19 protein-coding genes and 1 pseudogene are annotated in these 26,293 nt (G+C 71.0%); 11 read left to right on the top strand and 9 right to left on the bottom strand.

Annotation, left to right across the window (positions count from 1 at the left end):
- Nucleotides 1–3 precede the first annotated feature (3 nt).
- A complete protein-coding gene (locus OHU89_RS36690; RefSeq protein ID WP_405649248.1) occupies nucleotides 4–2,583 on the bottom strand; it encodes a polynucleotide kinase-phosphatase in 2,580 nt (859 codons plus the stop codon).
- Nucleotides 2,580–4,073 carry a 3' terminal RNA ribose 2'-O-methyltransferase Hen1 gene (locus OHU89_RS36685; protein ID WP_405649247.1) on the bottom strand — a complete coding sequence of 498 codons (1,494 nt, stop codon included), beginning with the start codon at nucleotides 4,071–4,073 and terminating at the stop codon, nucleotides 2,580–2,582. Before OHU89_RS36685 ends, OHU89_RS36690 begins: the two co-directional genes overlap by 4 nt.
- A gap of 203 nt (nucleotides 4,074–4,276) precedes the next feature.
- On the opposite strand from OHU89_RS36685, the gene fxsT reads away from it, so the two are divergent.
- Both fxsT and OHU89_RS36675 read left to right on the top strand, forming a co-directional pair.
- Nucleotides 4,277–7,504, top strand: coding sequence for an FxSxx-COOH system tetratricopeptide repeat protein (gene fxsT, locus OHU89_RS36680; RefSeq protein ID WP_405649246.1), 3,228 nt, complete (start codon nucleotides 4,277–4,279; stop codon nucleotides 7,502–7,504).
- Entirely contained in the window at nucleotides 7,501–8,943 is a 1,443-nt protein-coding gene (locus tag OHU89_RS36675) for a TIR domain-containing protein (RefSeq protein ID WP_405649245.1), read from the top strand. Before fxsT ends, OHU89_RS36675 begins: the two co-directional genes overlap by 4 nt.
- Nucleotides 8,944–8,954: 11 nt before the next feature.
- On the opposite strand, the gene OHU89_RS36670 is transcribed toward OHU89_RS36675, so the two are convergent.
- Complete coding sequence (locus tag OHU89_RS36670; protein ID WP_405649244.1) at nucleotides 8,955–9,395, bottom strand: winged helix-turn-helix transcriptional regulator; 441 nt, start codon at nucleotides 9,393–9,395, stop codon at nucleotides 8,955–8,957.
- A 73-nt stretch (nucleotides 9,396–9,468) separates the two neighbouring features.
- Between OHU89_RS36670 and OHU89_RS36665 the strand changes: the two genes are divergently transcribed.
- On the top strand, nucleotides 9,469–10,299 hold the full coding sequence (locus tag OHU89_RS36665; RefSeq protein ID WP_405649243.1) for an NAD(P)H-binding protein: 831 nt from the start codon (nucleotides 9,469–9,471) through the stop codon (nucleotides 10,297–10,299).
- A gap of 39 nt (nucleotides 10,300–10,338) precedes the next feature.
- Nucleotides 10,339–11,118, top strand: coding sequence for an SAM-dependent methyltransferase (locus tag OHU89_RS36660; protein WP_405649242.1), 780 nt, complete (start codon nucleotides 10,339–10,341; stop codon nucleotides 11,116–11,118).
- 63 nt (nucleotides 11,119–11,181) lie between these two features.
- Here the strand turns inward: OHU89_RS36660 and OHU89_RS36655 are convergent, their stop codons facing one another.
- Entirely contained in the window at nucleotides 11,182–12,105 is a 924-nt protein-coding gene (locus OHU89_RS36655; RefSeq protein ID WP_266887004.1) for an LLM class F420-dependent oxidoreductase, read from the bottom strand.
- 238 nt (nucleotides 12,106–12,343) lie between these two features.
- On the opposite strand from OHU89_RS36655, the gene OHU89_RS36650 reads away from it, so the two are divergent.
- Nucleotides 12,344–12,511: a hypothetical protein gene (locus tag OHU89_RS36650; protein WP_266887006.1), complete on the top strand. Its 168-nt coding sequence runs from the start codon at nucleotides 12,344–12,346 to the stop codon at nucleotides 12,509–12,511.
- A 47-nt stretch (nucleotides 12,512–12,558) separates the two neighbouring features.
- Here the strand turns inward: OHU89_RS36650 and OHU89_RS36645 are convergent, their stop codons facing one another.
- The 4 genes from OHU89_RS36645 to OHU89_RS36630 form a co-directional block, all read right to left on the bottom strand.
- Complete coding sequence (locus OHU89_RS36645; protein ID WP_266887008.1) at nucleotides 12,559–13,029, bottom strand: DUF6099 family protein; 471 nt, start codon at nucleotides 13,027–13,029, stop codon at nucleotides 12,559–12,561.
- Nucleotides 13,030–13,206: 177 nt separating this feature from the next.
- Nucleotides 13,207–13,533, bottom strand: coding sequence for a nucleotide pyrophosphohydrolase (locus tag OHU89_RS36640; RefSeq protein WP_266887010.1), 327 nt, complete (start codon nucleotides 13,531–13,533; stop codon nucleotides 13,207–13,209).
- A complete protein-coding gene (locus OHU89_RS36635; RefSeq protein WP_405654805.1) occupies nucleotides 13,530–14,684 on the bottom strand; it encodes an AAA family ATPase in 1,155 nt (384 codons plus the stop codon). The genes OHU89_RS36640 and OHU89_RS36635 overlap by 4 nt, the downstream gene beginning before the upstream one ends.
- A gap of 278 nt (nucleotides 14,685–14,962) precedes the next feature.
- Nucleotides 14,963–15,352 carry a cell division protein SepF gene (locus OHU89_RS36630; protein WP_046263090.1) on the bottom strand — a complete coding sequence of 130 codons (390 nt, stop codon included), beginning with the start codon at nucleotides 15,350–15,352 and terminating at the stop codon, nucleotides 14,963–14,965.
- A gap of 229 nt (nucleotides 15,353–15,581) precedes the next feature.
- Between OHU89_RS36630 and OHU89_RS36625 the strand changes: the two genes are divergently transcribed.
- Together OHU89_RS36625 and OHU89_RS36620 are read left to right on the top strand one after the other, a co-directional pair.
- The gene (locus OHU89_RS36625) at nucleotides 15,582–19,616 is read left to right on the top strand and encodes a molybdopterin-dependent oxidoreductase (RefSeq protein WP_405649241.1); all 4,035 of its coding nucleotides are present in this window, start codon (nucleotides 15,582–15,584) and stop codon (nucleotides 19,614–19,616) included.
- A 110-nt stretch (nucleotides 19,617–19,726) separates the two neighbouring features.
- Nucleotides 19,727–21,418, top strand: coding sequence for a hypothetical protein (locus OHU89_RS36620; protein ID WP_405654803.1), 1,692 nt, complete (start codon nucleotides 19,727–19,729; stop codon nucleotides 21,416–21,418).
- On the opposite strand, the gene OHU89_RS36615 is transcribed toward OHU89_RS36620, so the two are convergent.
- Nucleotides 21,399–21,914 (bottom strand): YceI family protein, encoded by a 516-nt coding sequence (locus OHU89_RS36615; RefSeq protein ID WP_266887015.1) that lies wholly within the window; start codon nucleotides 21,912–21,914, stop codon nucleotides 21,399–21,401. The two genes, OHU89_RS36620 and OHU89_RS36615, sit on opposite strands and share 20 nt — an antisense overlap.
- A 130-nt stretch (nucleotides 21,915–22,044) precedes the next feature.
- Here OHU89_RS36615 and OHU89_RS36610 point away from each other — a divergent pair, with 130 nt between their 5' ends.
- The 4 genes and pseudogenes from OHU89_RS36610 (at nucleotide 22,045) to OHU89_RS36595 (ending at nucleotide 26,278) form a co-directional block, all read left to right on the top strand.
- The gene (locus OHU89_RS36610) at nucleotides 22,045–22,527 is read left to right on the top strand and encodes a MarR family winged helix-turn-helix transcriptional regulator (RefSeq protein WP_405649239.1); all 483 of its coding nucleotides are present in this window, start codon (nucleotides 22,045–22,047) and stop codon (nucleotides 22,525–22,527) included.
- A gap of 66 nt (nucleotides 22,528–22,593) precedes the next feature.
- On the top strand, nucleotides 22,594–23,103 hold the full coding sequence (locus tag OHU89_RS36605) for a hypothetical protein (protein ID WP_405649238.1): 510 nt from the start codon (nucleotides 22,594–22,596) through the stop codon (nucleotides 23,101–23,103).
- 79 nt (nucleotides 23,104–23,182) lie between these two features.
- Nucleotides 23,183–25,724: pseudogene (locus tag OHU89_RS36600) on the top strand (FAD-binding and (Fe-S)-binding domain-containing protein).
- A 116-nt stretch (nucleotides 25,725–25,840) separates the two neighbouring features.
- Nucleotides 25,841–26,278 carry a Fur family transcriptional regulator gene (locus OHU89_RS36595; protein ID WP_266887021.1) on the top strand — a complete coding sequence of 146 codons (438 nt, stop codon included), beginning with the start codon at nucleotides 25,841–25,843 and terminating at the stop codon, nucleotides 26,276–26,278.
- Nucleotides 26,279–26,293 lie beyond the last annotated feature (15 nt).

Below are 26,293 nucleotides of genomic sequence, written 5' to 3'. Positions count from 1 at the left end.
CCGTCACAGCCTCGGGTCCACCGGCTCCGACTCCAGCGCCAGCACCCCGAACACCGCCTCGTGCACCCGCCACAGCGGCTCCCCCTCGGCCAGGCGGTCCAGGGCCTCCAGACCGAGCGCGTACTCGCGGATCGCGAGCGAGCGCTTGTGGTTGAGGAAGCGGCCGCGCAGCCGGGTCAGGTTGTCGGGGCGGGTGTACTCCGGGCCGTAGATGATCCGGAGGTACTCGCGGCCACGGCACTTGATGCCGGGCTGCACCAGGCGCCCTTCCTCTCCCCCACTCTCGGCTTCGCTCGAGCGGGGGGACCCCCACCGCACCACCGCCCCCAGCGGCTTGACGACCATGCCCTCGCCGCCGCGGCCGGTCATCTCCAGCCACCAGTCGACGCCCGCCCGGACCGACTCGGGGTCGGCCGTGTCGACGTAGAGGCGACGGGTGGTCTGGAGCAGGCCGGTGCCGTCGTGCTCCACGAGGCGGTCCAGCAGGGCCAGTTGCTCGTCGTGCGGCAGGGATGCGAGGTTGCGGCCCTGCACGGCCAGGATCTGGAACGGGGCCAGGCGTACGCCGTCCAGGCCCTGCGTCGGCCAGCAGTAGCGCCGGTACGCCTCGGTGAACGCGGCCGCGTTCGAGGCCCGTTCCCGCTGGCGCCCCAGCAGGTCCGTCACCTCGACGCCCCGCCCCGCCGCGCCCTCCAGCGCGGCCAGCGCACCCGGGAACACCGCCCCGGACGCGGCACCGACGGCCGCGTACTGCGAGCGCAGCAGCCCCGACGCCTTCAGCGACCACGGCATCAGCTCGGCGTCCAACAGGAGCCAGTCCGTGTCGAGTTCGGACCAGAGGCCGACCTCGGTGACCGCCGCGCGCAGCCGGCCCAGGATCTCCTCCGTCACCGACTCGTCGTCGAAGAACGGGCGGCCCGTGCGGGTGTACAGCGAGCCGGTCGGGCCGTCCACACCGAAGCGCTTGCGTGCCGCTTCCGCGTCCCGGCACACCAGTGCCACCGCCCGCGAGCCCATGTGCTTCTCCTCGCACACGACCCGCGCGACCCCGTCCGCCGCGTACTGCGCGAAGGCCTCCTCCGGGTGCTCCAGATAGCCCTCGACCTGCGAGGTCGCGGTCGGAGCCATGGTCGGCGGGAGGTACGGCAGCAGCCGCGGGTCCACCGCGAAACGGCTCATGACCTCAAGGGCCGCGGCCGCGTTCTCCTCGCGGATCGCGACCCGGCCCTGGTGCCGGGTCTCCACCGCACGGCGGCCGTGCACGTCCGCCAGGTCCAGCGGCCGGCCGTCGTGTCCGCCCGGTGCCTCCGACTTCAGCGGCTTCGTCGGCTCGTACCAGACCTTCCCCGCCGGTACGTCGATCAGCTCCCGCTCCGGCCAGCGCAGCGCGGTGAGCTTGCCGCCGAAGACGGCGCCGGTGTCCAGGCAGATGGTGTTGTTGAGCCAGGTCGCCTCCGGGACCGGGGTGTGGCCGTAGACCACGGCCGCCCGGCCCCGGTAGTCCTCGGCCCACGGATAGCGCACCGGCAGGCCGAACTCGTCGGTCTCCCCGGTGGTGTCGCCGTACAGCGCGTGGGAGCGGACCCGGCCCGAGGTGCGGCCGTGGTACTTCTCCGGCAGACCGGCGTGACAGACGACCAGCCTGCCGCCGTCCAGGACGTAGTGGCTGACCAGTCCGTCGATGAACTCCCTCACCTCGGCGAGGAACTCCTCGGACGCCCCGTCCATCTGCTCGATGGTCTCGGCGAGCCCGTGGGTGTGCTGGACCTTGCGGCCCTTGAGGTAACGGCCGTACTTGTTCTCGTGGTTGCCGGGGACGCACAGCGCGTTCCCGGACTTCACCATCGACATCACGCGGCGCAGCACACCCGGGCTGTCCGGGCCGCGGTCGACGAGGTCGCCGACGAAGACCGCGGTGCGGCCCTCGGGGTGCACGCCGTCGACGTAGCCCAACTTGCCCAGCAGCGACTCCAGTTCGGAGCCGCAGCCGTGGATGTCGCCGACGATGTCGAACGGGCCGGTGAGGTGGGTGAGGTCGTTGAAGCGCTTCTCGGTGCGGACGGTGGCGTTCTCGATGTCCTCCACGCCCCGCAGGACGTGCACCTTGCGGAAGCCCTCGCGCTCCAGGTGCCGGACGGAGCGGCGGAGTTCGCGGATGTGGCGCTTGATGACCCGGATCGGCATGTCCGCCCGGTCGCTGCGGGACGCGTTGCGCTCGGCGCACACGTTCTCCGGCACGTCGAGGACGATGGCGATGGGCAGGACGTCGTACTGCTTGGCCAGGTCGATCAGCTGGCGCCGGGAGTCCGACTGCACGCTGGTCGCGTCCACGACCGTACGACGGCCGGCTGCGAGCCGTTTGCCCGCGATGTAGTGGAGCACGTCGAAGGCGTCCTTCGTCGCGCCCTGGTCGTTCTCGTCGTCGGAGACCAGGCCGCGACAGAAGTCCGAGGAGATGACCTCGGTGGACTTGAAGTGCCGGTGGGCGAAAGTGGACTTGCCGGAGCCGGAGGCGCCGACGAGGACGACGAGGGAGAGGTCGGTGACGGGCAGCACGCGCCCCTTGGTCTGGTTCTCGGTCATGCCGCCTTCGCCTCCTTCTCGGTCCTCGCAGTGGCTGTGCTCATCTCAGCTGTGCTCAATTCAAAATGTGCCATCTGGGTGGGCGGTCCGACCTCGGGGTCGTCCGGCCCCACCGGTATGAACTCCACGTCGTACCCGTGCCGTTCGGCCACCGCCCGGGCCCAGGTCCGGAACTCCTCCCGCGTCCACTCGAAGCGGTGGTCGCCGTGCCGGACATGGCCGGCCGGGAGGGTCTCCCAGCGCACGTTGTACTCGACGTTCGGGGTCGTCACGAGGACGGTCCGCGGACGGGCGGCGCCGAAGACCGCGTACTCCAGAGCGGGCAGCCGTGGCAGGTCGAGGTGTTCGATGACCTCGCTGAGCACGGCGGCGTCGTAGCCCTTGAGACGCTTGTCCGTGTAGGCGAGCGACCCCTGGACGAGCTTGACGCGGGAGGCCTGCCGCTCCCCCATGCGGTCCAGCTTGAGCCGCCGGGAGGCGATGGTGAGCGCGCGCATCGACACGTCGACGCCCACGATCTCGGTGAACCGCACGTCCTTGAGCAGCGCCTGCACCAACTGGCCCTGCCCGCAGCCGAGGTCGAGCACACGGGAGGCGCCGGACGTCTGGAGGGCGGCGAGGATGGCGTCCCGGCGCTGCACGGCGAGCGGGGTCGGCTCCTGTTCGTCCTCGGTCTCCGCCTCGACGGCGTTGTCGATCTCCTCGACCTCGCTGTCGTCGGCCTCGGCGAGCCGTACGAGCTCCAGGCGCTCCATCGCCGCGCGCGTGAGCGACCAACGGCGCGACAGATAACGGCTGGTGATCAGCTTCTGCTCGGGGTGGTCGGGCAGCCAGCCCTCACCGGCCCGCAGCAGCTTGTCGACCTCGTCGGAGGCGACCCAGTAGTGCTTGGCGTCGTCGAGGACGGGCAGCAGGACGTAGAGGTGGCGCAGGGCCTGGGCGAGGGTCAGGGTCTGCGACTCCAGCACGAGCCGCACGTACCGCGAGTCACCCCACTCCGGGAACTGCGCGTCCAGCGCGACCGGTTCGACGGTGACCGACCAGCCGAGCGGCTCGAACAGCTTCCGTACGAGGTCGGGGCCGCCCCGGGCGGGCAGCGCGGGCACCTCGATGCGCAGCGGCAGCGGCTGCGCGGCCCGCTCGGGGCGGGCGTTGCACACCCCGCGCATGGCGCTGGAGAACACCCCGCTCAGCGCGACGGCGAGCAGCGAGGACGCGGCGTAGGGCCGGTCGTTGACGTACTGCGCGAGCGCCGCGTCAGGCGCACCACCGCGGCCCTTGCCCTTGCCGCGCCGGACCAGCGCCACTGCGTCGACCTCCAGCAACAGCGCCGCCGTGCAGCGCTCGGCATCGGCCTCGGGGTAGAGGACGTGTGCCTTGCCGTAGGACGTGGAGAACGCCTGCGATTTCTCGGGATGCTTGTGCAGCAGGAAGCCGAGGTCGGTCGCCGGGCGTTCGGATGTGCCGGTGGTACTGATCGTGAGGAACACTGTGGTTACACCTCTGGATACCTTCTGAGCTGCGGGTTGTCGCGGTTGTGAGCTGCGGCGCGCCCGCTCAACGTACCTTGGGGCTCGCCCCGCGCACCCGGGATTTTCCGCCCGGCCCGGTCCGAGGATGAGCAAGTCGACCTGGGTGAACCGCTGTTAGGGTCGGTATCCCTGTTGAAAGGGTCAGAGGCGGGCATACGGGAATGACCGAGAGCGACGGCGACCGACGGCTGTTCGTCAGCTACGCGGGAGCGGATCGGGGCTGGGCGGAATGGGTCGCCTGGCACCTGAAGGAAGCCGGTTACGACGTCATGCTGGACGTCTGGAACTGGAGTGTCGGCGACAACTACGTGCTGAAGATGCAACAGGCCCTCAACCACGGCCGAACGGTGGCGTTGTTCTCCGCCACGTACTTCGACACCAACCGGTTCACGTCGGAAGAGTGGACGGCGGCGGTCGCAGCCAGGCAGCGCCTGGTGCCGGTGCGCATCGACGGGACGGTGCCGCCACCGATCCTGCGCCCGTTGCTCGCCACCTCGCTGGTCGGGCTGGACGAGACCGCGGCCGTCGAGGCACTGCTGACCGCGGTCGAGGGCCCACGGAACAGGCCGAGAGCGGCGCCGGCCTTCCCCGGTGCGGAGCGTGGCCCGGCCTCGGGACCCAAGCTTCCCGGGCAACTGCCCCGGGTGTGGAATCTGCCGGCGCGCAATACGGACTTCACCGGGCGGAACGAGCTGCTGACGGCACTGCGGGAGGCTCTCACCCCTCAGTCCCGGGTGCAGGTCCTGCACGGCCGCGGGGGCGTGGGGAAGACCCAACTCGCCATCGAGTACGCACACCGGTTCAGCGCGGAGTACGAGCTGGCCTGGTGGGTGCGCGCGGAGGAACCCGCACTCATCCCCGACCAGCTGGCGGCGCTCGCCGTCAAGACTGGTGCGGCCGACCGGGACACGCCCACGGCGGACGCTCTCGACGCACTCACGGGGGAGCTTCGTACCAGAGGGCGATGGCTGCTCGTGTTCGACAACGCCGAGGATCCGGCGGCGCTGGACCGGTTCCTGCCGAAGGGTGCCGGGCATGTGCTGATCACGTCCCGCAACCCGAACTGGCAGGGCGTGGCATCGCCGATGCAGCTGGACACCTTCGCGCGAGCGGAGTCGGTGTCGCTGCTCAGGGCTCGTACGCCCGACATGACCGAGCTCGACGCCGACCGGCTGGCGCAGGCCATGGAGGACCTGCCGCTGGCGTTGGCGCAGGCCGCGTCCCTCATCCAGGACGGGGTCACCGTCGACCGGTTGCTCCGCCTCCTGGAGACGGACATCGAGGCGGTGCTGGGCCAGGGGCAGCCGGCCGGCTACCCGGCGTCGTTGGCGGCGTCGGTCCGGTTGACCACACAGCGGCTGGAGGCGGCCGATCCCGCTGCCGCGGCACTGCTGCGGGCGTGTGCGCTGCTGGCGCCCGAGGCGTTTCCCCTGTACGCCTGCACCCGGGTGCGGCCCGAAGTCCCGCTGCTCGGGGACCTGCTGCGGAACCGGTCCCTGGTCACGCAGGTCCTTCGGTCCTTGACCCTGTACGGGCTGGCCAGGGTCCAGGACGGTTCCGTACAACTGCATCCGCTCACCCAGGCGGTCGTGCAGGCTCAGATGGGAGCGGGTGAACGTGCGGATGCCGCGTTCGCCGCCGAAGCCCTGCTGGTCGCCGCGTCTCCGGCCGACGTGGCGGACCCGGCGAACTGGCCCGCCTGGGCCGCAGTCGTCCCGCACCTGCTCGCCGTGGATCCTGCCGCCCTCGGCGGCGAGGAGGGACGTCGCGCGGCACGCGCAGCCTGTTGGTACCTGATGGATCGCGACCAGGCCGGTACGGCCCTGCCCCGGCTGCACCATCTGCTCGACGTCTGGCGGGAGCAACTCGGTGAAGACCATCCCGACACGCTGTGGACCGCCTCCCATCTGGCCCGGGCCCTGGGCGAGGTCGGTGAGGACGCCCTTGCCCGGGAGCTCGATACGGACGTCCTGTCCAGACGGCGCAGAGTCCTGGGTGCGGACCATCCCGACACCTTGGCCGTGGCCATGAGCCTGGCCGGTCGTCTGACGAAGGCGGGTGAGGTCGGGGCGGCTCGGGAGCTGACCACGGACACCCTCGCCCGGCTGCGCAGAGTGCACGGCGAGGACCATCCCCGGACACTCGAAGCGGCGATGGACCTCGTGGGGATCCTGAGCACCCTGGGCGACTGGGACGAGGCCCGGGTCCTCGGCGAGGAAGCGCTGGTCCGCAGACGCCGCGTGCTCGGAGACGGCCACCCGGACACGCTTGCCTCGGCCTACGCGCTCGTGGACGTGCTGGACGCGCTGGCCGAGTGGGGCGCGGCCCGGGTCCTCGGCGAGGAGACGCTGGCCCTGAGGCGGCGAGTCCTCGGCGACGACCATCCGGACACCGTCGCCTCGACCGACCAGCTCACCAAGGCACTGGCCGCCCTGGGCCTCGGTGAACCCATGCAGACGCTGGAGGCCCTGAGCGACGACCGCCCGGCCTTCCAGTCGTGGCGCCCGAGCGCTTACATACCGAGTTCCGAACGCCCCCTTCGCGGCGCTCACAGAGGGTCGAGCACGGAGGCGTCGGCGCAGGTTGCCGTCGTCGCCGCGTCCCTCTACCCGTCCGGCACCGCCGTCGATCGTTCGAGGGTCCTCATCAGCTCCGACCCCGCCGATCGGTCCTGGGCGGACTGGCTGGCCTGGAGCCTCACCGGATGGGGGCACGACGTCCGGCACGGCGCGGAGCAGACCGTCGAGACGGGGGGCTACGCACTCCAGGTCGAGGACGCGCTCCGGCATGTGGACGTGGTCATCGCCCTTCTCTCACCGCACTACCTGGGATCGCCTTCCTGGGCAGGGTCCGACTGGTCGTCAGGCGAGGTGGCGGCCGCCACCTCCCAGGGCCGCTTCGCGCCCGTGCCGGTGGGGCCGGTCGACGTGGAGGCGCTGCCGGACGTCCTGCGGAAAGCGGTCACCCCAGCCCTCGACGGCCTGGACGCGGAGGCGGCCCGCGAGATGCTGCAGTACCTCCTACGGCGTCCGCGAGACCAGCACATCGAGCCCGTCTATCCCGGCACCGCCCCCGGAAGCGCCCGACAGGCAGCCCTGCTGCAGACCCAGCTGATCGGAACGCTCGCGGATTCGGCGCTGCTCGGGGATGCGACCGCGCGCCGGCTGTGGACCGGGCTCATCGGTGAACTCACCCCGGCGCCTGTGCAGTTCACGGACTACCCCAGCCTTCTTGCCTCGCTCACCGACGTCGTACGCAAGTGCCGCGCGACGACCGGGGGTCTGCCGGCTCTGGTCGAGGCGCTGGAGTTGCTGGATCCCTCGTACTCCGGCCTGGAAGAGGCCCGCCGCCTGGCGGGGGAGATCGAGCTTCTGCCGGACCCTCGATGAGTACGCCGGAGCATGACCCCGTCGAAGAGGACGGTGCCTACTGGTACTTCCTCAGCTACTCGGAACAGAAGGAACACCTCTCTCGGGTGGCTCGATTCCACCGTGATCTGGAGTCCGAGGTCAAAGGCCTCCTGGGGCGGGTCAACGCTGCTGGTGGGTTCATGGACGTGGAAGACATCACGCCGAGTGCGCGCTGGCGTCCAGTCATCTGGAATTCCGCTCGCAAGACCAGGTGCCTGGTCGCCCTCTATTGCACGGACTATTTCCAGAGCGACTGGTGTGCACGGGAATGGGCTGTCGTCAGCCGACGCGTGAACCTTTACGAGGCAGAGGGAGGAAACGCTCACCATGTGATCCCCCTGGCCTGGCGTCGCGGCCGGCAGCGGCGGCCTTCCGGCGTGGACGTCTACCAGTACGTCGAGGGGGCGGTCGGCGGTGTGTACGAGAAGCGCGGGCTGTTCCACCTGGTACCGCCCGACGGGGTTACGGCCGACAAGGAGTACTGGGACATCGTGCACAAGGTGGCCGACCTGATCGAGGCCGCCGTGATGGACCCGCCGATCCCGGTCATCCCGGAAGAGGAAGCCCGGACTGTCGTGCCCCTCTTCGGCCGGAGAATGCTGCGTCCAGTCGACATAGTCGTCAGTTACGCGGAGGTCGGCCCCGATGCCGACTTGGGAATGTGGATGATGTACCACCTCAGGTCGGTCGGCTATGAAGTCGACAAACACGTCCTGTCCCCGACCAGCGACGGCACCATCGACGTCCTACGAAACTCCCTGCGACGCGCTCGAAAAGTGATCCTCGTCCTCTCCGAGCACTACCTCACCACCGGCGACATGAGCGACACCGCCCTGGACGAGGCGATGTCCGACGAGTCGTCCGACTGGCAGCGTCTGTTCCCGGTCGTTCCGCACGCCGGGCCGCAACGTCCGTGGCCCACCAGGCTCGGTGACACCGCCGACGTGCGAATCGGCGGACCTGACGAGGCCGCCTCCCTGGAGACGCTCCTCAGACTCGCCGCCGCCCCGGACGGACGGGCCCAGCGAGCCCCCGCCTACCCCGGTCCGCCCCACGCGGCCCCGCCTCCCACCGTCCCCGGCACCGCGGGCTCTCCCGGCTTCCCGGGGGCGAGCGTCCCGACGGTGAGCGATCTGGTCGACGCACTGGAAAAGGCGGTCTCGGTGAAGGAGCCGACGCTCCGCAGGGTCTGGCTCACCGAGACCGGGCTCGACGTGAGCTCACTGAACCTGGCGTACCCGCCGCGGACGCTGCTGTTCGAGATCGCCCGCGTCTGCCGGGAGCAGACGGGCGGCTACTGGCCCCTCGCCCATGCCCTGCAAAAGCTCGAACCGCACTCCCCCTCGTCCCGCGCCGTACGCGACGCGCTGACGGGCATGACGCTTCCGCCCCCGACGACCGACACCACCACAGGCTGAGGCGACCTCGCTCAACGGACCGGCAGCCGCCCGGAGTTCCCGTCCGCCTCGTCCCACGCCTCACGGGCCGCCGCGATGGCCGGGCGGTGGGCGATCGACCAGTCGGCGAGGGCCTTGACGACGTGGGTGAGGCTGTGGCCGAGGTCGGTGAGTTCGTACTCGACCTGGGGTGGGATCGTCGGGTACACGGTCCGCTTCACCAAGCCGTCGCGCTCCAGACGGCGGACGGTGAGTGTGAGCATCCGCTGGGAGATGTTCCCCGGGATGGCGCGCTGGAGTTCCTTGAACCGCCTTATGCCGGAGGCGAGTTCGACCACGACGTAGACCGACCACTTGTCGCCGAGGCGGTCCAGGACGTCCCGGACGCCGCACTCGTCCTGCGGGGTGTCGCAGACGATCACCGGCTCATCGGGCGCGGTGGGGGTGGTTACCGCGGTGTGCCCTGCTGACATCAATGTGCCTCCTTATGCGAGCGGGCGGTGCTTCCCAATGATGGGAACACACAGCTCAGGAGAGGGAATTCCGATGATTCTGGTGACGGGTGCGGGCGGTGCGCTCGGGCGGCTCGTGGCGGGTGAACTGGCGGGGCGGGGCGATGTCGTCCTCGGTAGCCGTACCCCACGTTCGGCGGGTGAGCGGCGCGTCGACTTCGACGACCCGGGCTCACTCGACTTCACCGGCGTGGACACGTTGTTGCTGATCTCCGCCGGGTACGGGGAGGACGACGTGGTCGTCGCCCGGCACGACGCGGCGATCTCGGCGGCCGAGAAGGCGGAGGTGGGGCACATCGTCTACACCAGCCTCAGCGGCGACGGGGACCACCTTCCCTACGCCCTGGCCCACCGCTGGACCGAACGCCGGCTGCGGCGTTCCGCGTCGGCCTGGACGATTCTGCGCAACGGCCTCTACGCCGAGTTCCTCGCGGACATCGCTGCCCCGGGTCCCGACGGGACGATCGCGGCCCCGCTGGGCGAGGGCCGGCTGGCCGCGGTGGCGCGGGCTGACCTCGCGGCGGTGGCGGCGCGGGTGGTGAGCACACCGCAGGAACATGTGGGGAAGGTGTACGAACTCGTCGGAGAACGGGCTCTGGGAGGTGCGGAGTTGGCCGCGGCGATCGGGGGTGCGTACGCGCCGGCGGCGTTGGGGGCGACGCGCGAGGCGATCATCGCGAGCGGTGTGGCACTGCCCTATCAGGTGCCGATGCTTGTGGGGACGTACTCGGCTGTCGCCGGTGGGTTCCTGGACGGGAGCGGGGTCGAAGGGAGTTCCCTGCGGGGGCTGTTGGGGCGGGCTCCGCAGTCGGCGCTGGAGGTGTATCGAAGAGCGGCGGCGGCAGCGATCGGAAATGTTCGCTAGCCTCCGATCGACCGGGCGTTCGAGGGAGGATCCACGACTGTGAGCACGATCGACACCAGCAAGCCCCATTCGGCCCGCATGTACGACTACTTCCTCGGCGGGAAGGACAACTACCCGGTCGACGTGGCGGCGGCCGAGCAGGTGACCTCGCACTTCCCCGCCGTGAGTCAGATGGCGCGGACCAATCGCGCGTTCATGCACCGGGCCTCCCGGCTGCTGGCCGACCGGGGCGTCCGGCAGTTCCTCGACATCGGCACCGGCATCCCGACCGAGCCGAACCTCCACCAGATAGTCCAGGGAACGGTCCCCGACGCCCGGGTGGTGTACGCGGACAACGACCCGATCGTCCTCCGGCACGCGGAGGCCCTGCTGCACAGCACCCCGGAGGGGAAGACCGCCTACGTCCAGGCCGACGTACGGGAACCGGGCAGGATCCTCGCGGCGGCCCGGGAGACCCTCGACTTCACCCAGCCGATCGCGCTGTCCCTGGTGGCCCTCCTGCACCTGGTCGCGGACGAGGACGAGCCGCTCCGGATCGTGCGGGAACTGGTCGAATCCCTCGCGCCCGGAAGCTACTTGACGCTCTCCCACGCGACCGGGGACTTCGACCCGGAGACCTGGGAGCGGGTCGTGGAGGTGTACCGCAAGGGCGGTACGGCGGCACAGGTGCGCTCGCGCGAGGAGTTCTCCGGATTCTTCACCGGGCTGGAGCTGGTGGACCCGGGTGTCGTGCTCGCGGCCCAGTGGCATCCCGAACTCGGCGCACGGCAGGGCGGCGAGGAGATCCCCCTGTACGTGGGGGTCGGGCACAAGTCCTGACGGACGCGTGATCCGTCGGACCGGGCTGCAGAGCCCCGTCCGACGGTCGGTCGTCTTCCAGGGTTACGACAACTGCGACTGCACCTGCGCCGAGATGAGCTCCAGGTGTTCCAGGTCGTGGAGGTCGAGGACCTGGAGGTAGATACGGCGGGAGCCGATCTCGGCGTAGCGGCCGATCTTGTCGACGACCTCGGCCGGGGACCCGGCGAGGCCGTTGCTCTTCAGCTCGGGTACCTCACGGCCGATCGCGGCGGCGCGGCGGGCGACCTCCTGGTCGTCCTTGCCGACGCAGACGACGAGGGCGTTGGAGTACGTCAGCTCGTCGCCCTTGCGGCCGGCCTCCTGAGCGGCGGCGCGCACCCGGGCGAACTGACGCTCGCTGTCCTCGACCGAACCGAAGGGCATGTTGAACTCGTCGGCGTACTTCGCGGCCAGCGCCGGGGTACGGGACGGACCGTGGCCGCCGACGAGGACGGGGATCTTCGCCTGGGCCGGCTTGGGCAGCGCGGGCGAGTCGGTGAGGTCGTAGTACTCGCCGTGGAAGTCGAAGGTGCTGCCGGCCTCGGTCGCCCAGAGCCCGGTGACGATCTCCAGCTGCTCCTCGAGACGGCCGAACTTCTCCTTCGGGAAGGGGATGCCGTACGCCTTGTGCTCCTCCTCGAACCAGCCCGCGCCCAGTCCCAGTTCGACGCGGCCGCCGGACATCTGGTCGATCTGCGCGACCTGGATGGCGAGCACGCCGGGCAGCCGGAAGGTACCGGCGGTCATCAGCGTGCCGAGGCGGATGCGCTTGGTCTCGCGGGCGAGGCCGGCGAGGGTGATCCAGGCGTCGGTGGGGCCGGGCAGGCCGTCGGCGGAGCCCATCCTCAGATAGTGGTCGGACCGGAAGAAGGCATCGAAGCCAAGGTCCTCGGTGGCCTTGGCGACCGTGAGAAGGGTGTCGTAGGTGGCCCCCTGCTGGGGCTCGGTGAAGATGCGAAGATCCATACCTCCATCCTGCACGCCGTCCCGCCGGTCAACCCCATCCGCCCCTGCCGTCCGTCCCCTGCCCGGTCGGGTGAAATTCCGTCAACGCGGCGCACGGGGGCTGCCCGGGCCAGTGACCCGGCGAAGGTGATGATCGTTGCTCGGGCGGAGCCGGACCGACCGGCGCCCGCGCCGGCCGGTCAGCGCCGGGCGTCACCCGTGTCGGCCTCCCGTGGAGGCCTGGGCCGAGGAGGCCGTCATGTCCGAAGAATCCGTCCCGCAGCAGGGGGCCGGGCCAACCGGTCAGCCGAAGGGGTTGCTGCAGCAGATGGAAGAGCTGATGGCGTCGCTCAACGCGGACCTCTCCGCCCTGGACGCGGATCTGCAGTCGGCGGGGCGGAGTGCGGACGACGCCGAGGGCCGCTGAGGGGAGCGCCGACGTCGCTCACCCCGGGGTCCGGAACCTCTGAGCGCTCACCCCGCCTCCCGTTCCGGTAATGCCTGATCCCGGTCCGCGAGTTTGTTGAGCATCTCCAGGACGCGGTCCCGGGACTCGTCCGCCGCGTCGATCGCCTCCATGCACTGCCAGTAGGTGCCTTCGTCGTCCACGGCGCAGGCGAGGCCGACGAGGGCGATGCCCACCTCGCCGAGCAGGCCGCCGAGGCAGAGCAGAACCTGGCGGGCGTCGCCCAGTTCGGTGAGCTGGGCGGCGCGCAGATCGGCGGTGTCCAGGTCGGGACGGTCCAGGACACCGCAGCCTCTGCCCGCCAGCTCGGTCAACCCCAGTGCCTCGCCGCGGAGTCGGGGAGGGCCGGAGACCGCCAGCCTGCTGCCTATCGCCTGGGCCAGCGCCTGCGCCTGCCACACCTCCGTCAGCACCTGAGGCGCCGCGCCGCTCCCCGCGAGGGCACGCCTGCTCGTCACTATGAGCCGCACCGCGTCCATGCGCTGACCCCGTCCGCCGCCCGAACTCCGTTGTCCACTACCCAGAGTGAGGGTCGGCGGGACGAAAAGCCAGAGGAAGGCGGAAATCTGTGGACAACGAATCGATTTCGGGCCGGATTTTGACTGCGGAGAGTGAAAACGGACCGAGCTGCTCCCTGCGGGCCGGAGCCGACACCCCTACGGAGCCGGAAACCTCCGCTCGTTCCGGTCGATCTTCGCGTCCAGTGCCGCCAACGGATCGATGCCCAACACCTCGCACAGCTGCAGCAGATACGCGAGCACGTCGGCGACCTCGTCCGTGACCCGGTGCGCGGTGTCGGCGTCGTCCATGACGCGGGCCGACTCCTCCGGTGTCAACCACTGGAAGATCTCGACCAGTTCGGAGGCCTCCACGCTGAGCGCGGCGACGAGGTTCTTGGGGGTGTGGAACGGCTGCCAGTCGCGCGCCGCCGCGAACTCGGCCAGCCTGCGCTGCAGTTTCGCCACATCGAGAGGGTCTGTCACGGGTCCAGGTGTACCACCGTGAGCCCCTCGGTCTTCGTGGCCCAGGACGCGTCGGTCGCCGTGCCGAGCAGCCGGATGTGTCCGCGGTCGCACATCCGGGCGGCGAGGCCCAGGAGTTCGTCCCGCTGGCGCGGGTCCAGTCGCCGGTCGAACCCGTCGGCGAGCACGGTGAGCGTCTGCATCGCCGCGGGCACCTCACCGGCGGGGTCGACCTCCAGGACGCCGGGCCCGGTGAAGAGCACGAGGGCGAGCGCGAGGTACCTCAACTCGCCGTCGCCGAGCCGTGCGAGTTCCGTACGGGCACCCTCGCCGCGGTCGAGCACGGCCCGGACCGCGCCGTCGCCGAGAAGTTCGGCGAGGACGTCCGCCACCGGGCCCGCGCATCCGGTGCGCACCGCCGCGACGAACTGCGCGTGGCGGCGGCCGCATTCGGAGCGGGTGCGCCACAGCACGTCGGCGAGGTTGTCGCAGCCGCCGAGGAGGCGCCCGGAGCCGGTGGGCACCGGGGTGCGCATCCGGTCGGGGCGGGGGTCGCAGGCGAACACGGAACGCAGGGCGACGACCGTCTGTTCGGCGGCGGCGAGCACCCGGCGCTGACCGTCGGTCTTGCCGGCCACCCTCAGCGGAAGCAGTGCGGTGCCGAGCCGGTCGTCCGGGAGCGGGGCGCGGGTCACCGGTGCGGAGCCGGCCGTGTGCCAGGCAGCCTGTACGGCCCGTCTCGAGGGGTCGCGCAGCGCCGTCTCCAGCAGGACCTGTCCGCCGACGGTCAGCCGCTCCCCCACGACCCGGAGCTCGGGCTCGGCCTGCACGGCGACGTCGAGCCGGACCGGCCCCTCGGGACCGTCCGTCGTGCACCCGATCCGAAAGCCGCGCCGCCGCTGTGCGTCGGGCCGCGCCCACTCCGGCACACACGCGAGGGGATCGGGAAACACCTCTCCCAGCTCCGCCCCGGCGGCGAGCCGGGCCAGCGCCTCGTACGCCCGCAACGCACTCGACTTGCCGGATCCGCTGGGCCCGACGAGCAGGGTGAGAGGGCCCATCGGAAAGATCGCACGCCTGTGCGAGGCGAAGGCGGACAGCCGCAGCTCGGCGAGGTGGGGGCGACCGGGGTGGTGGCCGGCCGCGACACGGACGCCGGGTGAGCCGGGCAGCGGCGCCGCCGAGCGGTCTCCGGCGGACGCCCCCGGCCGCCGCTCGGCGGACAACTCCGCACGTCTCGCGGCCGACGACCCGCCGGACGTCCCTGGACGCTCCTCGTCACCCCCCGGCCGCCCCTGGGTCGGCACCCGCTGGTCACTGGAAGCCTCCGGAACCGCATCAGCCGCAGAACCCGCCGGCACAGAAGTCACGCACATGTCCGGACCGTAAGCCTCCGGAACAAGGCGAACCGTTCCGCCGGGCGCCGCTTCCTACGATCGGGGGACCGGGGTCAGGCGCTGGGGGCGCCGGCGGTCTCCATCAGGCCGCTGACCTCGGTGCCGGGCGGGGTCAGCAGGAAGACGTTGCGGTCGACGCGGTGCATGCCGCTGGCGAGACCGAAGACGACTCCCGTGCTGAAGTCGAGGACCCGTTTGGCGACCTCGCCCTCCGCCCCGGTCAGGTCGAGCAGCACCGGGATGCCCGCCATCAGGGTCTCGGCGACCTCACGGGCGTCACCGAAGACATTCACCCTCAGCACGACGAAGCGGCGGCGCGGTTCCGTCACCGCTTCGGGCGGCACCCGGTGGTCCACCGCGGACGGCCAGGCATCCCGGCCGCGCAACGGAACGACCTGGGCGAGCCCTTCCCACTGTTCATCGGTGACGTCGTACCTGCTCACCGTTTCCCCCCGGACTCGCTCGCCTTCATTGCCTGCACCGGTCAATTCTTACGCCAAGTCACCCGTTCGGCCCAACAGCGACACGGACCGCGACAGCCCCACCCCCTCACACCGCGCCACGAACCGCTGTGTGTCCGACGTAACTCCTCATGATCAAGCCATGTGACATCGGCGTAATGGGCGATTCGTACGCTCTGGGGGCAAGAACCGACTGCCGAAAGGGCCCCGTGTGACCCCCACCACTCCCACGTCCCAGGTGCGCTCGGTCTGCTCCTACTGCGGAGTGGGCTGCGGCATCGTGCTGGACGTCGGTATGGGGCCCGACGGGCGGCGTACGGTCCTGAAGGCCACCGGTGACAAGGCGCACCCGGCGAACGCGGGGCGGCTGTGCACCAAGGGCGCCACCACGGCCGAGATGCTATCCGCGCCCGGGAGGCTGACCACCGCGCTGGTCCGGGACGACCGCGGTGCGGAGCCGGTGCCGGCGCCCATGGCCGACGCCATCGCCGAGACCGCGCGGCGGCTGCGCGCGATCATCGACGAGCACGGTCCGGACTCGGTCGCCTTCTATGTGTCCGGACAGATGAGCCTCGAGGCCCAGTACCTCACCAACAAGCTCGCCAAGGGGTTCGTCCGCACCAATCAGATCGAGTCGAACTCCCGGCTGTGCATGGCCAGCGCCGGGGCCGGTTACAAGCTGTCGCTGGGCGCCGACGGGCCGCCCGGGTCGTACGAGGACTTCGACCGGGCCGATGCCTTCCTCGTCATCGGGTCGAACATGGCCGACTGCCATCCGATCCTCTTCCTGCGGATGATGGAACGGGTCAAGGCGGGCGCGAAGCTGATCGTCGTCGATCCGCGGCGCACCGCGACGGCCGCCAAAGCCGATCTGTTTCTGCAGGTCAAACCGGGTACCGACCTGGCACTGCTGAATGGTCTGCTGCATCTTCTGGTCGAGGAGGGGCACACCGACCCCGAGTTCGTCGCCGCCCACACCGAGGGCTGGGAGGCGATGCCGGAGTTCCTCGCCGACTACGCGCCCGACGTCGTCGCCGAGATCACGGGGCTGAACGAGGACGACCTTCGCGAGGCCGCCCGGCTCATTGGCTCGGCCGGTGAGTGGATGAGCCTGTGGACCATGGGCCTCAACCAGTCCACGCACGGCACCTGGAACACCAACGCCCTGGTCAACCTGCATCTCGCGACCGGTGCCATCTGCCGTCCCGGCAGCGGGCCCTTCTCCCTCACCGGCCAGCCGAATGCCATGGGCGGGCGCGAGATGGGGTACATGGGGCCCGGTCTCCCCGGTCAGCGGTCCGTCCTCGTCGACTCCGAGAGGGAGTTCATCGAGGATCTCTGGGAGCTGCCGGCGGGCACCGTCCGCAAGGACGGCGTCGGCAAGGGCACCGTCGAGATGTTCCAGAAGATGGCCGACGGCGAGATCAAGGCCTGCTGGATCATCTGCACCAACCCGGTCGCCTCGGTCGCCAACCGCCGTACCGTCATCGAGGGCCTGGAGGCCGCCGAGTTCGTCGTCACCCAGGACGTGTTCGGGGAGACGGAGACCAATGCCTACGCCGACGTCGTGCTCCCCGGGGCGATGTGGACCGAGGGCGAGGGCGTCTTCGTCAACAGCGAGCGCAACCTCACCCTGACCATGCCGGTCGCCGACCCGCCCGGCGAGGCGATGGCGGACTGGCGGATCATCGCGGCCGTCGCACGGGAGATGGGGTACGAGAAGGGGTTCTCGTACGACAGCGCCGAGCAGGTCTTCGAGGAGATCCGACGCGCCTGGAACCCCGTCACGGGGTGGGACCTGCGCGGGGTGACCTACGAGCGGCTGCGGGAGACTCCCGTGCAGTGGCCGGCCGCCGAGGGCGGGCCCGCGCGCAATCCGATCCGCTACGTCAGCGGCGACGAACTGCGCTTTCCCACCGCGAGCGGCCGGGCCGTCTTCCACGCGCGGCCGCACATACCGGCCGCGGAGATGCCGGACGACGACTTCCCCTTCGTGCTGAACACGGGACGGGTCCAGCACCAGTGGCACACGCTGACCAAGACCGGAAGGGTCGCCAAGCTCAACAAGCTGAACCCCGGGCCGTTCGTGGAACTGCACCCCGAGGACGCCGGTGCGCTGGGGATCGCCGAGGGCGACCGGGTGGAGGTGGCCTCGCGGCGGGGGCGGGCGGTGCTGCCCGCTGTGGTGACGGACCGGGTGCGGCCGGGGTGCTGTTTCGCGCCGTTCCACTGGAACGACCTCTTCGGCGAGTACCTGAGCGTCAACGCCGTGACCAGCGACGCGGTGGACCCGATCTCCTTCCAGCCGGAGTTCAAGGTGTGCGCGGTGTCGCTGACCCGGGTCTCCGCCGCTCCCGCACCCGCGCCGGTGCCCGCACCCGCGGTCATCGTCCCCACCTCCGTCACCCCCGGCGCCAACCCCTTCGGCCTCGACCCCGCCCCGCCGCCCGTCCTGACCGCCCAGGAGCGCCTGTACCTGACCGGCTTCCTCGCGGGCATCGACTCCGGCGCCCCCGGCGTCCCGGTGCTGCCGCCGGACGCGCCGTTCAGCCCCGAGCACGCGATGTGGGTCAACGGTGTGCTGGCCGGCATGTACTCGCGGTCGGCTCAGACGCCCCGCACGCAGCCCGGCCGTGAGGTGGTCGTGCTGTGGGCCTCGCAGACCGGGAACGCGGAGGAGTTCGCCGGTGCCGTCGCCGACCGGCTCTCCGCGAGCGGACACCGCCCCCTGCTCGTCGGCATGGACGACACCGACCCCGGCGCGCTGCCCCGGGGCGCCGACCTGCTGCTGGTCACCAGCACCTTCGGTGACGGCGACGCGCCCGACAACGGCTCCGGCTTCTGGGACCGGCTCGCCGCCGAGCAGGCCCCGCGTCTGGACGGGGTCCGCTACTCCGTCCTGGCCTTCGGCGACTCCTCGTACGACGACTTCTGCGGGCACGGGCGACGGCTCGACGACCGCCTCGACGAGCTGGGCGGGGTGCGGCTGGCGCCGCGCACCGACTGCGAGCCGGACTTCGAGCCGTCCGCGGACGCCTGGCTGGACGAGGTGCTCTCCGCACTGGGAAGCGAGACCAGTATCCCGCCCGCCGGCACGACCGAGGCGCCGAAGAAGTCCGCCCGTTCCCCCAGGCCCGCCCCCACCACCGCCCGTCTCGTCGGCAACCGGCTGCTCAGCCTGCCCGGCGCGGGCAAGGAGGTCCGGCGGTTCACCTTCGACACGAGCGGAACCCCGCTGACGTACGAGGCGGGGGACGCGCTCGGCGTGCGACCGGTCAACTCGGCCTCCCTGGTGGAGGAGTGGCTGGCGGTCACCGGGGTCGACGGATCAACCGCCGTGGAAATGGACGGTGTCGGCGACGTCCCCTTCGCCGAGGCCCTGCACCGGCACCTCGACATCACCCGTATCACCCCCGACTTCCTCCGCTTCGTCGGTGAACGCGTCCGTGACGGGCGGGAGTTGAAGAAACTCCTGCGGCCCGACAACAAGGACGGGCTGGCGCAGTGGAGTTGGGGGCGGCAGGCGGTGGACGTGCTCGCCGAGCATCCGGTGCGGGCGGACGCGCGGGACTGGGCGGGCGTCCTCAAGAAGCTTCAGCCGCGCCTGTACTCCATATCCTCCAGTCCCCTCGTCGACGCGAACCTCGTCTCGCTGACGGTGTCCGTCGTGCGGTACGAGAACCTGCACGGCACACCGCGCGGCGGGGTCTGCTCGCCGTTCCTCGCGGACGCCGACGCGGACACCGAGGTACCGGTCTTCGTCCAGGCCTCCCCGCACTTCAGGCCGCCCGCCGACCCGGCGACACCGATGGTGATGGTCGGTCCCGGCACGGGGGTCGCGCCCTTCGTGGGTTTCCTCCAGGAGCGGCGCGCGCTCGGGCACCGGGCCCCCAACTGGCTGTTCTTCGGGGAGCAGCACCGGGCCAGCGACTTCTACTACGAGGAGGAGCTGACCGAGCTGCTCGACGAGGGCACCCTCGCCCGTCTCGACACCGCCTTCTCCCGCGACCAGCGCCGGAAGGTCTACGTCCAGGACCGGATGCGCGAGCACGGCCCCGAGCTGTGGCGCTGGCTCCAGGACGGTGCCCACTTCTATGTGTGCGGTGACGCCTCCCGGATGGCCAAGGACGTGGAGCGGGCGCTGAAGGACATCGCGGTCGCGCACGGCGGGCTGGGCGAGCAGGAGGCGGCGGCGTATGTGAAGCAGTTGGCCGCGGCGAAAAGGTACGTGCGGGACGTCTACTGACAAACCTCGCTTTCTTACCCCTCTCCTACCGGACTCTTCACCTCCTCCGCCACCTCGCTCACCGGGCGCGATTACGGTCCGGTGCCGTGCACTTGGCAGAACTGAAGCCCGTGACACCCGGCCGGCGGACGCAGTCGGCGGTGTCCTCCCCCAGCCCGGAAACCCCCGCGCAGTGGCATCGCGTCCTGACGCTGCTCGCCGATATCAGCCTCCTCATCGGGACACGCGCGGTGTGGACACAGGCGGCCTCGCACCAGGTCGCCGTGGCCGCGGTGATCTCGGTCTGTTACGCCTCGATCCTGGTGTGCGGGGTGCTGGCGCTGGTGGTGCGCCGGACCCGTTCGCTGGCCCGCGTCGACGCTTGCGTCCTGGTGACGGCCGTGGCCCTGACGCTGTGCGCCTGGTCGGTGCTCCACCAGGGCAGTGACGAGGCGCTCCTGACCACGCAGGCCGCCCGGGAACTGGTCGCGGGGCACCCCGTCTACGGTCAGTCGTGGCCCTGGCTCTTCGGTCACGGCGTCGCCCTGACCCCCACGGTGACCGGCGGCTACGACTTCACGTACGGCTATCCGCCGCTCGCCCCGCTGCTGACCGCGCCGCTGCTGTGGCTGGGCCACGGCGGCGCCCCGGCGACGGCGGTGAGCACGGGTGCGCTGGTCGTCGGCGCGGTGGTGCTGTGGCGGATGCTGCCGGTGCCGTGGCGGCCGGCGGCGACCATGGTGTGCCTGGGCTTCGCGATGCTGCCGCAGTACGGCCGGCTCGGCTATCCGGCGATCCTCGCGCTCGCCCTGCTGATGCCGGTGGTGGTGCGCTGGCCGCGGATCGGTCGGGGCGGGCGGCTGGGCGCGGCCGGGGTGGCGCGAGCCGTGTGTCTGGGGGCGGCGTGTGCGGCGCAGCAACTGCCGTGGTTCCTCGCGCCGTTCCTGCTGGCCGGGATCTACGCGGTGCGCCGCGGGGAGCTGGGCGGCCGGGCCGCGGCGCTGGTGGTACTGCGGATCGTCGGGGTCGCCGCCACCGTATGGCTGCTGATCGACACGTATTTCCTCGTGAGCGAGCCGGGCCCCTGGCTCACCGGTGTCGCCCTGCCGCTGACCCAGGGGGCGGTGCTGCACGGCCAGGGCCTGGTGGACGTGTCCGCCTATCTCACCGGTGGCAGCGACCGGCTGGACTGGTACGCGCACGCGAGCATGCTGCTGGCGGCGGGTCTGCTGGCGCTGTTCGTGCTGTTCGTACGGCGGTTGGGGCCCGCTGCGACCGTGCTGCCGTGGTGTGCCTTCTTCCTGGCGACGCGTTCACAGGACGGCTATTACCTGATGATGACGCCGCTGTGGCTGGCGGCGGCCGTCACCGCGCCCGCGTCGGAGTTCGCGGGCGCGTGGCAGCCGGGAGTGCGGCCGCGCTCCCGTCCGGCGCGGATCGCCGTGGCCCTGCTCGTGCTGTCGCCGGCCCTGGTGAGCGCGGCTCTGGCGGTGACGGGCACACCGCCGCTGCGGATGCAGGTCACCGGCTTGCAGCGGGCCAGGCCGGCCGACGGCTCCCGGCTGACGATCCGGGTCACCAACACGGCCGACAGCGCCCTCTCGCCCCACTTCATGCTGACCGTGGGACAGGGCATGAGCCGGTACTGGACGGTCGTCCGGGGGCCGGCCACGCTGCCCGCCCACGGCACGGCACGTTATGAACTCCGGCCGCCCGCCGGGAGGTACGGGCTCCCCCGCGCGGGCGCGCGGATCCGGCTGCGGGCCTTCACCGCCGTACCGCAGACGCTGTCGAGCGTGTACGTCAGGCTGCCGTCCGGGTGAAGCGGAGGCTGGTGGTGACCGTGGTGAGGCGGGCGATCATGCCGAGTTGGTTCCAGCCCATCCCGAACTGATTGCGGTCCACGGAGAATTCGGCGTCCAGGGTGAGGGCGTCGGCGTCCGCGCCGGTGAGGCGGGCGGTGAAGGTCTGGGGGCGGCTGATGCCGCGCGCGGTGAGCTGGCCGATGACGTGGACCTTGTCGCCGTCGCGGAGTTCCGCGCTGCGGATCGCGAAGGTGAGCTCGGGGTGGTTGTCGGCGTCGAAGAAGTCGGGGCCCTTCAGGTGGGTGTCGCGCTTGGGGTTCTTGGTGTCCAGGGACGCGACGGTCAGCGTCAGGGTGCCGACGGCGGATCCGTCGGGGCGGACCTCGCCCTGGCCGGTGACGGCGGTGAAGGCGCCCTTCACGGTGATGAGCCCCCAGATCGACTTGTGCTTGATCGCGACGGTCGAGGCGGCGGTGTCGAGCTGCCACAGGCCGGTTTCCACGGCGACGGTCATGACGGGGTCTCCTTCGTGCTGATGCCCCTGTCCAGGGGTCATCCAAATTTGAATGACCTCAAGCTAGCGGGTCATCCAAATATGAACAACCCCTCTGATTCAAAATTGGACAACAGGTAGACTGGGCGTCATGGCCGATCACTCCGACTGCCCCTCCGCCGCAGGTGGCGGACTCCTGCCCGCAGAGCTGCACGCCTGGATGCTGATGCTGGCCGCCACCGGAGCCGTCGAGCAGGAGCTGCGCTCCGTGGTCAAGGAGCGGCTGGACGTCTCGCACGACGAGTTCCTGGTCCTGTGCCTGCTGGCCGGGAACCCCTCGGAGGGTCTGCGCATGACGCGGATCGCCGAACTCCTGGGCCGCCCCAAGACCCGCCTCACCTACCAGATCGCCTGCCTCCAGCACGCCGGCCTCGTCACCCGCCAATCGGTCTGCGGCGACAAGCGCGGCATCGAGGTCGCCCTCACCGAGAAGGCCCGAGGCCTGCTCAAGGAGGCCTCGGGGGTCCTGGCACAGACGGTCAAGGAGGCGCTGGCCCGGATCATGGGACCCACCCAGCGCCAGGCGATGGGCGCGCTGGTGCCCGACTTCGCCGAGGACGCGGCCCCGGAGTAGTCACCGGCGCGGGGCCTGTTCCCGGATCTCGCCACGGAACGGGCCGGCGCACGGTGAGATGAGGGGATGAGACGAAGACGGATCGTTCTGGCGGCAGCCGGCGTGGCGGCGGTCGCCGCGGTGTCAGGCTGCACCGTGCCGATCGCCGGCGCCACGGGCATCACGGTCGACGCGGACGGGCGGCCGATGGGGGTGCTGATGGTCTGTCACGATCACATCGACGGCGCCACGTTGTACACCGACAGCAAGCCCGCCGACCCGGACGAGAGCAGGTCGGTCGAGGTCGGGAGATGGAGCGGCGACGCGTCCGTGAAGGGATTCGCGACCTGGCCCCTCGACACGGCCGGCGACGGCTGGAGCGTCGACAAACCCCTTCAGTCCCTGAAGAGGAACCGCAGCTACCACCTGTACGGCTGGACCCGCGACAACTCCTGGTCGACCGGCAACGTGACCTTCACCCCCGCGGATCTGGCCACCCTCACCCCCGGCCGGGTCCGCTACTGGAGCGGCGAAGGAGACGCTTACGAGACGGGCTCCGTCGAGGACTTCCGCTCCCGCGCCTGCCAGGGCCGATGACCGTCTCCCGCTGATTGCCCCGCACCGCTCCGGGTACCCGAAGCGCACCTTGTCGCAGGCCACAGCGGAGGAGGGGTCCATGGGCGGGTCGCAGCTGCCCGCTCCCGTCGTACGACGAGGGGCGACCGTCGACGCGAAGTCCCTGGAGGCCGCCCTGCGCGACCGTGTCGACGGCGAGGTCCGTTTCGACGACGGAAGCAGGGCCGCCTACTCCACCGACGCCTCCCACTTCCGGCAGACGCCGATCGGGGTGGTCGTGCCGCACACGCCCGAGGCGGCGGTGCGGGCGGTGGCCGTCGCCCGGGAGCACGACGCGCCCGTGCTGTCGCGGGGCGGGGGGACGAGCCTGGCCGGACAGTGCACCAACACAGCCGTGGTGATCGACTGGTCCAAGTACGGCAACAGGCTGGAGTCCGTGGACACCGAAGCCCGTACCTGTGTCGTCCAGCCCGGCATCGTCCTCGCCGAGCTCAATCGGCAACTCGCCCCGAGCGGGCTGCGGTTCGGCCCCGAACCCGCGACCCACGCCAACTGCACGATCGGCGGCATGATCGGCAACAACTCCTGCGGCGCCACGGCACAGGCGTACGGCAAGGTCGTCGACGGCGTCGCCCGTCTGAAGGTGCTGCTCTACGACGGCACCCGGTTCTGGTGCGGCAGGACGAGCGACGAGGAGTACGCCGAGATCGAGCGGCAAGGTGATCTACGGGCCGCCGTCTACCGGCAGTTGCGCGCCCTGCGCGACACCCACGCCGACGAGATCCGCCGCCGCTACCCCGACATCCCGCGCCGCGTCTCCGGCTACAACCTCGACTCCCTGCTCCCCGAGCACGGCTTCGACGTCGCCGGGCTCCTCGTCGGCAGCGAGTCGACGCTCGGCACCGTCCTGCGGGCGGAGCTGAAGCTGGTGCCGGTGGTGAAGGAACGCGCGCTGGTGGTCCTGGGGTTCCCCGGTATCGACCGGGCCGCCGACGCCGTACCGGAAATCCTGCCGTACGAGCCGATCGCACTGGAGGGCCTCGACTCCTACCTCCTGCACGACGAGCAGCTCAAGCACCTCAACCCGAAGGCGCGCGCCCAACTCCCCGAGAGGCAGGCCTACTTGATGGTGCAGTTCGGCAGCGACACCGTCGAGGAGGCGGACGAGCGGGCGCACCGGATGCTGGACGCGCTCCATGAGTCCGAGCACGACCCGGAGGTCGCCTTCCTCGACGATCCCGCGCACCAGGAGGAGTTGTGGCAGGTGCGGGAGGCCGGGCTCGGGGCCACCGCGCATGTGCCCGACCGGCCGGACACCTTCGAGGGCCGGGAGGACTCGGCGGTGCCGCCCGAGCGGCTGGGCGACTACCTGCGCCGACTGCGGGGCCTGTTCGAGGAGTTCGGCTACCAGAGCGACACGGGGCCGAGGCGGTACAGGACGCGCTCGACCTGTGCCTGGCCTGCAAGGGGTGCAAGAAGGACTGCCCGGCCGATGTCGACATGGCCACCTACAAGGCTGAGTTCCTGTCCCACCACTACAAGGGCCGTTGGTGGCGCAGGCCGCGCGCACATCTGTCCATGGGCTGGCTGCCCCTCCTCGCCCAGACCGTCGGCCGCGCCCGGCTCGGGCCGGTCGTCAACGCCCTCACCCACACGCCGCCGCTGTCGCGGGCGGCCGTCGCGGTCGCGGGCGTCGAGGACCGGGAGGTGCCGCTGTTCGCCGACCGGACACTGCAGCAGTGGTTCGCGGGGCACGAGCCGTACGGCGCCGGCGCCCGCGGCAGCGTCCTGCTCTGGCCGGACACCTTCACCAACCACTTCCACCCGCATGTCGGCCGGGCGGCCGTGCAGGTGCTGGAGCACGCGGGCTGGCGCGTCGAACTGCCCGACGAACCGCTGTGCTGCGGGCTGACCTGGATCTCCACAGGACAACTCGGCGTCGCCGAGCGGGTGTTGGGCCGTACCGTGCGCCGGCTGGCCGGGCATCTGCGCGAAGGCGGCCTCGTGGTCGGCCTGGAACCGAGCTGCACGGCCGTGTTCCGCTCGGACGCGGGCGACCTGTTCCCCGGCGACCCGGACGTACGGCGACTGCGCGCACAGACCGTCACCCTCGCCGAGCTGCTCACCGCGCACTCCCCCGGCTACGAGCCGCCCCAGGTGCCGGACCGCTCCGCGCGGGCGCTCGCCCAGGTGCACTGTCACCAGCACGCGGTCCTGGGCTGGGACGCCGACCGCGAGCTGCTCCGCCGCGCCGGGGTGGACGCCGAGCGGCTGGACTCCGGCTGCTGCGGACTCGCCGGGAACTTCGGCTTCGAGCCCGGGCATCTCGACGTCAGCGAGGCATGCGCGGAGCGGGTACTGCTGCCGCGTCTGCGGGAGGCGGACGCGGGCACGGCGTACTGGCCGACGGGTTCAGCTGCCGCACACAGATCCACGAGTTCGACAGCGGGGGCCATGAGGCGGTGCATCTGGCGGAGCTGCTGGCCTGTGGACTGCCCGGGCCGGCCGGCAGTGCGTACGGAGTCGCCCCCGACGCCCGGCCGACGGCTCCAGGACGCCGGGTGCAGAGCATGACGCTTGCGGCCGTGGGGCTGGCCGCGGCAGGGGCAGCGGCGGGAGCCGTACGCCGGTCGCGACGCTGAGGGCGAGGGCAGGCGGGAGACCACGCAAGGTGAACGCACGGCAACACGACACCGCACAGAGTTGGAACGAATCCATTTCTTGAACCATTCGTGTTTATGGGGGTAGGTTGACCCCCATGACTTCACCGCAGCCTCCGACCACCGCAGGGGATCTGCGGGGGGCCGGCCTGCGGGTGACGGCCGCCCGCGTCGCGCTTCTGGAGACCGTCCGCGCCGGTGACCACCTCGGGGTCGACGCCCTGACCTCCGGGGTCCGGGACCGGGTCGGCCACATATCAGTACAAGCCGTCTACGACGCCCTCCACGCGCTCACCGCGGCGGGACTCGTCCGCCGTATCGAGCCACCGGGCAGCCCCGCCCGGTACGAGGGCCGGGTCGGCGACAACCACCACCACCTGGTCTGCCGGGAATGCGCGGCTGTCGTCGACGTCGACTGCGCGGTCGGGCACGCGCCCTGTCTGACCGCTTCGGACGACCGGGGCTTCGCCATCGACGAGGCCGAGGTCATCTACTGGGGCCTGTGCCCCTCCTGTTCCACCGCCCGCAAGGCTTGAGCACCAAACCCCGGA

This window comes from Streptomyces sp. NBC_00019, assembly GCF_045041015.1.
Lineage (GTDB): Bacteria > Actinomycetota > Actinomycetes > Streptomycetales > Streptomycetaceae > Streptomyces.
The sequence above is the reverse complement of the archived record's forward strand: the minus strand, read 5'-3'. Positions and strand labels throughout refer to the sequence as shown.